This window comes from Tardiphaga sp. (assembly GCF_044340795.1).
Taxonomy (GTDB): domain Bacteria; phylum Pseudomonadota; class Alphaproteobacteria; order Rhizobiales; family Xanthobacteraceae; genus Tardiphaga.
Genome location: NZ_JBIISY010000250.1, coordinates 1 through 8,314 on the forward strand (window position 1 = coordinate 1; position 8,314 = coordinate 8,314).

The following is an 8,314-nucleotide window of genomic DNA, read 5'->3' on the forward strand; positions in this document are numbered from 1 at the left end:
CCGGGCGACCCAGTAGACACTGGCCTTCGTTGCCAACCGCTGACAGCGGCGTTTACTAGATCGCCCGGTCAAGCCGGGCGATGACACTCTGAGTGACGACGCCTCAACTACCCAGCCGCCTTGTCCGGCTCGCCCCAGAATTCCGACCAGATCTGCTTTTCACCCAGCGTCGCCACGAAAGCGCGATGCGTGGTGCGGTCCTCGTCCGTGACGCGGGGCGCCAGAGCCACCTCGCGCTGGCGACGCGGGGTGTCGTTGAGACCACCACGAACCAAGATCGGCGCTTCATCCGCCAGAATCAGCGACGACTGCCGCGCACCGACGAGGTCGATATAGACTTCGGCCAGAAGCTCGGAGTCGAGCAGCGCGCCGTGCTTGGTGCGGCGGGAACTGTCGATGGAATAGCGGGCGCAAAGATCGTCCAGCTTGTTCGACACGCCGGGATGCTTGCGGCGGGCGATCAGCAGCGTATCGACCAGACGATCGCGCGGCACCGCCGGACGCTTGATGCGATCGAGCTCCATATTGATGAAGCCAAGATCGAACGAGCCGTTATGCATCACCAGCGGCGAATCGCCGATAAAGGCGATGAAGTCATCGGCCACTTCATGGAATAGCGGCTTGGTGGACAGAAACTCCGCCGACAGGCCGTGAACGTTGAATGCCTCCTGCGGCATGTCGCGCTCGGGATTGATATAGACGTGAAAGGTCTGGCCGGTCGGCAGCCGGTTGAAGATTTCGAGGCAGCCGATTTCCACCAGCCGATCGCCGCGCAGCGGATCGAGGCCCGTGGTTTCCGTATCCATGACGATTTCGCGCATCGGTATCTCGGCTCAAATCAGGCAGGAGTCTTAAGGTCGTCGTCGTGGCAGTTTAGCAGCCTCGATGAGGATTTCAGCGATTCGGGCACGTACGGGCTCGATGCCATGGGATGTATCCACCACGAAGTCGGCGCGCTTGCGCTTTTCAGCATCGGGGAGCTGCCGCGCGAGAATGGCGTCGAGCTTTTCCTCGGTCATGCCCTCGCGGGCGAGGATGCGCTCTCGCTGCGTCTTGGCGTCGGTAGAGACAACGACGACCCCGTCGACACGCTTGTCGCCACCGGTCTCGAACAGCAGCGGGACATCGACGACGGCGATCGGCGCTCCGGAGGCTTCGGCATCGTCGAGGAATTTCTTGTGATGCCGGGCGAGCAGGGGATGCACGATGCTTTCCAGTCGTTTCATCGCATCGGCATCATGCACGACCAGTGGCGAAAGCTTCGTGCGATCGACCTTGCCATTCGCAGTGGTGCCAGGAAACGCAGCCTCGATCAGCGGCACGGCCTCGTTCTCATAGACCATGTGCACAGTGGCATCGGCGTCATAGACGGGCACACCGGCTTCCACGAACAATTTTGCAGTGGTCGATTTCCCCATACCGATCGAGCCGGTCAGCCCCAACACGCGCATCCACGTCCCTTTATTCTTGTTGTTCAGATCCCGATCATGCCTTCGCCGCGCAAAAATTTCAAAAGCGGCAGCAGCGGCAGGCCGAGAATGGTGAAGTGATCGCCCTCGATCAGTTCGAACAGATGCACGCCCAGCCCTTCGAGCTGATAGGCGCCGACGCTGGTCGTTACCTTCTCACCGGCGGCATCGAGATAGACGTCGATGGCGGCATCGTCGAGCTGGCGCATCGTCATATGCGCCACCGACACATGCGAAAAGAGGGTCGCGCCATCGCAGGCCACCGCGATCGCTGAATGCAGCTCATGGGTTTTGCCGGACAGATCGCGCAATTGCTGCGCCGCCTGGTCGCGACCGGCAGGCTTGTTGAACAGCCGGTCTCCCACCGACAGCGTCTGGTCGGCACCGATCACATAACGGCCGGGATGTCGCAGCGAAACGAAGGCCGCCTTCTGCTCGGCCAGCAGTGCCGCGATATCACCGGGTGCCGTCAGATTGGAGCGCTGCTGGATGCCGCGCTCATCGATATCCGCCGGGGCGGCGTCGAAGGTAATGCCGGCACCAGCCAGCAGCATGCGTCGCGCCGCGCTTTGCGACGCCAGAATCAGCGGCTCTTCGCCGCGCCAGATGGTCATTCCTGCATCCGTTGCCGCTGGCGATCCGCCAGCAATTTCATGATCGCCGCAGCCGTCTCCTCAATGGATCGGCGCGTCACTTCCAGCAAAGCCCAGCCATATTTGGCGGACAGCTTGCGCGCATAGGTCACCTCATCGGTCACCGACTGCCGGTCGATATAATCGTCATTGGTGGTATCGCTACCCATGCTCAGCAGCCGGTTCTGCCGGATCTGGATCAGCCGTTCCGGCGTCGCATGCAGGCTGACCACCAGTGGCTTCTTCAGCGTCTCGAGCTGTTTCGGAATCGGGATACCGGGGACGAGCGGAACATTGGCGGTGCGCACGCCGCGATTTGCCAGATAGATGGATGTCGGGGTCTTCGACGTGCGCGACACACCGACCAGAACCACATCGGCCTCTTCCAGCCCGTCGGTATGCTGACCGTCATCATGCATCATCGAATAATTCAGCGCGTCGATCCGCTTGAAATATTCCGCGTTGAGAACGTGCTGCGCGCCGACACGGCCGGACGTCGATGCACCCAGGTAATTCTGGAACAGCTGCATCACCGGGCCGATGATCGACAGGCTCGGCGAATTGATCTCCTGGCACTTGGCTTCCAGCCGCTCGACCAGATCCTTTTCCAGCAGCGTGAACAGCACGATGCCCGGCGCTTCCTCTATCTCGGTCAAAACCCGGTCGAGCTGCTTCTGGCTGCGCACGAGCGGATAGACATGCTCCACGGGCGTGACATTGGAATATTGCGCGGCCACCGCACGGGCCACGGTGATCAGCGTCTCGCCGGTGGAATCGGACACCATGTGAAGGTGAAAAAAGCTGCCGGTCGTATGCACCTTGACCCTGTGTGTTCTGTGAATCGCTGTGGAGCTTTTGGGCGGAATCGGCGGCGATGGCGAGGCGGCCGGGATAACCCGGTTTCTTCTTCACAGGCCTGCCTGCGGGGACACCGTTTGGTGACGCTCGGAATGATAATGGGGTTATGTGGATTTGTCTCTCCGGAATCCCCTGGCAACAGTCATCAAGTGCCGACGCCGCCTGCCTTTATGAATCGCAAGAGGACTCGCGGAAGATTCAGATAGCGGTGTGCACAAGCTTGGGATGGCGCGTGGACGGAATCTTGTCCGCCAAATCCACGGTCAAACAAACTCAAACCTTAAGAATCTAATAATAGATTGAGGGAAGGGGTTCGTGCGGATAGAGCACGGATAACCGCATCGATCGCGCCTGCGGACCAACAGCGATGCGCGGCAGATGTTCCCGACAGGGACCACGTCACATCCTGATAGAGGCTAAGGCTTAGCAATGTATGAATGGGCGAAAGCTCTGCACATCATCGCCGTCATCTCCTGGATGGCGGGCATGCTCTATCTGCCTCGGTTGTTTGTCTATCACTGCGATGCGGAGATCGGCTCGAAACAGTCCGAGACCTTCAAGGTAATGGAGCGGCGGCTGCTCAAGGCGATCATCAATCCGGCGATGATCGCGACCTGGATTCTCGGCCTCTACCTGATGTGGTCGGCGGGCTGGTACACGTCCGGCTGGTTTCACGCCAAACTGCTGCTGGTGCTGCTGATGTCCGGCGTCCATGGCTTCCTGACCGCGCGGGTGCGCGATTTCGCCCTCGACCGCAACACGCGGAGCGCTAAATTCTACAAGATTATCAATGAGGTACCCACCGTCTTGATGATCCTGATCGTGATCCTGGTGGTGGTGAAGCCATTCTGACCATCGCTATGACCGCGCAGGCGTCATGCGCATGACAATTTTGGCAACGCTGGCACTTCCGTCGATCTTGCGCGTTGAGCGGATGTCTCATATGTTCTTGGTCTCCCACCCGACGCAGGCGATGCGGTTCGACCCGGCTTTTCAATCCCGCCGGCCGACGTATCAGGCTTGAAGTCTCTTCAGCACCTTCATTGCTCAAGACTTCGTTGCCGGAGACCTGCGGACTTTCGTGACACTTTTGAGCGTCCGCACCTTCTCCAGCAGCTTGCACACCCCCTCCGATCTTCCACAGGACCACCCCCAATGCGGGAAATGAAACTTCAAGACCTAAAGGCCAAGACGCCAGCCGAGCTCGTCTCGTTTGCGGAAGAGCTGGGGGTCGAAAATGCCAGCACCATGCGCAAGCAGGAGCTGATGTTCGCCTGCCTCAAGCAGCTGGCGCTGCAGGAAACCGACATCATCGGCGAAGGCGTGGTCGAGGTTCTCTCCGACGGCTTCGGCTTCCTCCGTTCGTCGGACGCCAATTACCTCCCCGGCCCGGACGACATTTACGTCTCGCCCTCGCAGATCCGCCGTTTCGGCCTGCGCACCGGCGATACCGTCGAAGGCCATATCCGCAGCCCGAAGGAAGGCGAACGCTATTTCGCGCTGCTCAAGGTCAACACGCTGAACTTCGAGGATCCCGAGAAGTCCAAGCACAAGGTCAATTTCGACAACCTGACCCCGCTCTTCCCGAACGAGCGCTTTCGCCTCGAACTGGAAGACCCGACCCGCAAGGATCTGTCGCCGCGTGTCATCGACATCGTGGCCCCGATCGGCAAGGGCCAGCGCGCGCTGATCGTGGCGCCGCCGCGCACGGGCAAGACCGTGCTGATGCAGAACATCGCGCATTCGATCACCGCCAATCATCCGGAATGCTACCTGATCGTTCTCCTGATCGACGAACGTCCGGAAGAAGTCACCGACATGCAGCGTTCGGTGAAGGGCGAGGTCGTGTCCTCAACCTTCGACGAGCCGGCCACCCGCCACGTCCAGGTCGCCGAAATGGTGATCGAAAAGGCGAAGCGCCTAGTCGAACATGGCCGCGACGTGGTGATCCTGCTGGATTCGATCACCCGCCTCGGACGCGCCTACAACACCGTCGTTCCGTCGTCGGGCAAGGTGCTGACCGGCGGTGTCGACGCCAATGCGCTACAGCGTCCGAAGCGCTTCTTCGGCGCCGCGCGTAACGTCGAGGAAGGTGGCTCGCTCACCATCATCGCGACAGCGCTGGTCGATACCGGCAGCCGCATGGACGAAGTGATCTTCGAAGAATTCAAGGGTACCGGTAACTCGGAACTCATCCTGGATCGCAAGGTCTCGGACAAGCGAACCTTCCCGGCGATCGACATTTCGCGCTCGGGTACGCGCAAGGAAGAGCTCATCACCGATCCGCAGGTGCTCAAGAAGATGTATGTCCTCCGCCGCATCCTCAATCCGATGGGCACGATGGACGCCATCGACTTCCTGCTCGACAAGCTCCGCAACACGAAGAGCAATTCGGAGTTCTTCGATTCGATGAATACGTAAGGGCGAGAAGCTCTGACAATCAAAGGCGTCGCTGGAAGCAGCGGCGCTTTTTTTGTTTTTGGCCACACCCTCCATTGTCATCGCCCGCGAAAGTGGGCGATGACAATGGAGGGGTGGCGAAACGAGAATCCCGTTGCGCCGTCGCGCCGCCATCGTCAAATAGGCGATGCACCCGCGCGACCAGACCATCTACGCACTCTCCTCCGGCCGGCCCCCGACCGCGATTGCCATCGTGCGTGTCTCCGGTTCGCATGCCGGCGTAGCGCTCGAACGCCTTGCCAGGAAAATCCCGACCCCGCGCATGGCCACCCATGTGCTGCTCGCGGACGACAAACTCGGTCCGATCGATGACGCCGTGGTGCTGTGGTTTCCTGCACCGGCCAGCGCGACCGGCGAGGACACCGCCGAATTCCACATTCACGGCGGCCGCGCCGTTCTCGCCTCGCTGTTCGAGGCACTCGCCTCCATGGACGGTCTGCGCCCGGCCGAGCCCGGCGAATTCACCCGCCGCGCATTCGAGAACGGCAAACTCGATCTCACTGAAGCCGAAGGTCTCGACGATCTCATCCATGCCGATACCGACCGCCAGCGCAGACAAGCTCTGCGGCAGCTCAAGGGACTGCTCGGCGACAAGGCGCGCAACTGGCGCCAGCAGATCATCGAAGCCCTGGCGCTGGTCGAAGTCGGTATCGACTTTTCCGACGAGGGCGATGTCTCGGCCGAGCTGATGGCGCCGGCGCTGGAAAAGGCCGAAGCGCTTCGTCGCGAGATCGAGCAAGTGCTGTCAGCGGAGGGCCGCAGCGAACGCCTGCGTGATGGACTGGTCGTCGCCATCGCCGGCCAGCCCAATGTCGGTAAATCCACATTGATGAATCAACTCGCGCGCCGAGATGTCGCGATCGTCTCGCCGCATGCGGGGACGACGCGCGATGTCATCGAAGTGCAGCTCGATCTCGATGGCTATCCAGTCACCGTCATCGACACCGCCGGCATTCGCGAAACGTTGGACCCGGTGGAAGAAGAGGGCGTCCGCCGTGCCCGTGCCCGCGCCAGCGAAGCGGATCTCGTTTTGTGGCTGGTGGACTCGACCGATGCCACGCGGCCGGAAGGCTGGCTGAGCGAAAGCGATGCGCCGGTCTGGATCGTCAGCACGAAGACCGATGTGAGTACTGTTGCGTCGCGCGATGCCCGGTTGACGATTTCGGCCGAGCGCGGCGATGGCATGAGCGAACTGATATCGGCGCTGGTTGAATTCGCATCCTGGTATTTTGGACGGGGCGAAGCCGGCTTCATCACCCGCGATCGCCAGCGCGATCTTCTTCGTCGCAGTGCTGAATTGTTGCAGCATGCCGCAATATCAGCGCAGCATGGTGACGAACTGGTCGCGGAAGATCTCCGCGCCGCGGCGTATCAGCTTGGGCGCCTGCTCGGGCGCGTCGATGTAGAGGACGTGCTCGATAGCATCTTTAGGGATTTTTGCATAGGAAAGTAATAATTCCTATTATTAAGTGTTTCAGGTGAAATGCCGTCTCCTAGGATGGCTTAGCGCAAGCGCAAAGCGCCGGAGCGTAACCCATCGGCCGAGGTAGCCGCAGCGAAGGACGCGCATTGTTTCACGTGAAACACGTACACGGCCGGTAGCTTGTATTGATGGGTTTCACTCCGCTCAACTCTTCCTACGGCACCTGCGCTTCTGGCCCGTTTCACGTGAAACAAACCCCTCTCAGAATCCCCTTCAATCTTGTCCACAGGCGCGCTAGAAGCTGCGGCCATGCAAGACAAGTTTGATGTCATCGTCATCGGTGGTGGACACGCCGGCTGCGAGGCTGCGGCCGTCGCTGCACGCATGGGCGCGCGCACGGCGCTGGTCACGCACCGCTTCGCCACGATCGGCGCCATGTCGTGCAATCCCGCCATCGGCGGTCTCGGGAAGGGCCACCTCGTTCGCGAGGTCGACGCGCTGGACGGGTTGATGGGCCGCGTTGCCGATGCCGGCGGCATCCAGTTCCGCATGCTCAATCGCAAGAAGGGGCCGGCCGTCCGCGGCCCGCGCACGCAGGCAGACCGCAAGCTTTACGCAGTCGCCATGCAGGCCGCGATCACGGCTACCGACAATCTCAGCGTGATCGAAGGCGAGGCAGACGATCTTCTGACGGCCAATGACCGGGTGACCGGTATCCGTCTGGCCGATGGTCGAGAGCTCCGCGCTGGTGCTGTGGTCATCACGACCGGCACCTTCCTCCGCGGCCTGATCCATCTTGGCGAGAAGAACTGGCCCGCTGGCCGGATCGATGAATCTCCGGCGCTCGGCCTGTCAAAAGCCTTCGAACGCATCGGCTTTACCCTCGGTCGCCTCAAGACCGGCACCCCGCCGCGCCTCGACGGCAAGACCATCGATTGGTCGGCCGTCGAGATGCAATCGGCGGACGATCCGCCGGAGCCGTTCTCGGTAATGACCGACCGCATCACCACGCCTCAGATCCAGTGCGGCATCACTCGCACCACGCCGGCCACCCATGAGGTGATCCGCGCCAATGTGCATCGCTCCCCGATGTATTCCGGCCAGATCAAGAGTTCGGGTCCGCGCTATTGCCCGTCCATCGAGGACAAGATTGTCCGCTTTGGCGATCGCGACGGCCACCAAATCTTCCTGGAGCCCGAAGGCCTCGACGACGACACCGTCTATCCCAACGGCATCTCCACCTCGCTTCCCGAGGAGGTTCAGGCCGCCATCTTGGCGTCGATTCCCGGTCTTAAGCGGGTCCGGATGATCAAACCGGGTTATGCCATCGAATACGACCATGTCGATCCCCGCGAACTCGAACCGACCCTGCAGGCCAAGCGGATGCCGGGCCTTTTCATGGCCGGGCAGATCAATGGCACGACGGGTTATGAGGAAGCCGCAGCCCAGGGGCTGGTGGCCGGTCTGAACGC

At 61.1% G+C, this 8,314-nt stretch carries 8 protein-coding genes; 4 read left to right on the top strand and 4 right to left on the bottom strand.

Annotated elements, in window-relative coordinates:
- Nucleotides 1–107: 107 nt before the first annotated feature.
- The 4 genes from dnaQ to ACIQ17_RS27465 are packed head-to-tail and all read right to left on the bottom strand — an operon-like array spanning nt 108 to nt 2,919.
- Nucleotides 108–821 (bottom strand): DNA polymerase III subunit epsilon, encoded by a 714-nt coding sequence (gene dnaQ, locus ACIQ17_RS27450; protein WP_398472517.1) that lies wholly within the window; start codon nt 819–821, stop codon nt 108–110.
- 30 nt (nt 822–851) lie between these two features.
- Nucleotides 852–1,451 (bottom strand): dephospho-CoA kinase, encoded by a 600-nt coding sequence (gene coaE, locus ACIQ17_RS27455; protein ID WP_398472518.1) that lies wholly within the window; start codon nt 1,449–1,451, stop codon nt 852–854.
- A gap of 23 nt (nt 1,452–1,474) precedes the next feature.
- On the bottom strand, nt 1,475–2,083 hold the full coding sequence (locus tag ACIQ17_RS27460; RefSeq protein ID WP_398472519.1) for a Maf family protein: 609 nt from the start codon (nt 2,081–2,083) through the stop codon (nt 1,475–1,477).
- On the bottom strand, nt 2,080–2,919 hold the full coding sequence (locus ACIQ17_RS27465; RefSeq protein ID WP_398472520.1) for a pyruvate, water dikinase regulatory protein: 840 nt from the start codon (nt 2,917–2,919) through the stop codon (nt 2,080–2,082). The genes ACIQ17_RS27460 and ACIQ17_RS27465 overlap by 4 nt, the downstream gene beginning before the upstream one ends.
- A 469-nt stretch (nt 2,920–3,388) precedes the next feature.
- Between ACIQ17_RS27465 and hemJ the strand changes: the two genes are divergently transcribed.
- The 4 genes from hemJ to mnmG all read left to right on the top strand — a co-directional run.
- On the top strand, nt 3,389–3,811 hold the full coding sequence (gene hemJ / locus ACIQ17_RS27470; protein WP_398472522.1) for a protoporphyrinogen oxidase HemJ: 423 nt from the start codon (nt 3,389–3,391) through the stop codon (nt 3,809–3,811).
- A gap of 303 nt (nt 3,812–4,114) precedes the next feature.
- A complete protein-coding gene (gene rho, locus ACIQ17_RS27475; RefSeq protein WP_211911081.1) occupies nt 4,115–5,380 on the top strand; it encodes a transcription termination factor Rho in 1,266 nt (421 codons plus the stop codon).
- Between the two features lie 166 nt (nt 5,381–5,546).
- Nucleotides 5,547–6,872: a tRNA uridine-5-carboxymethylaminomethyl(34) synthesis GTPase MnmE gene (gene mnmE, locus ACIQ17_RS27480; RefSeq protein ID WP_398472523.1), complete on the top strand. Its 1,326-nt coding sequence runs from the start codon at nt 5,547–5,549 to the stop codon at nt 6,870–6,872.
- A gap of 279 nt (nt 6,873–7,151) precedes the next feature.
- Nucleotides 7,152–8,314: tRNA uridine-5-carboxymethylaminomethyl(34) synthesis enzyme MnmG (gene mnmG, locus ACIQ17_RS27485; RefSeq protein WP_398472524.1), on the top strand; the 1,163-nt coding region annotated here is incomplete at its 3' end.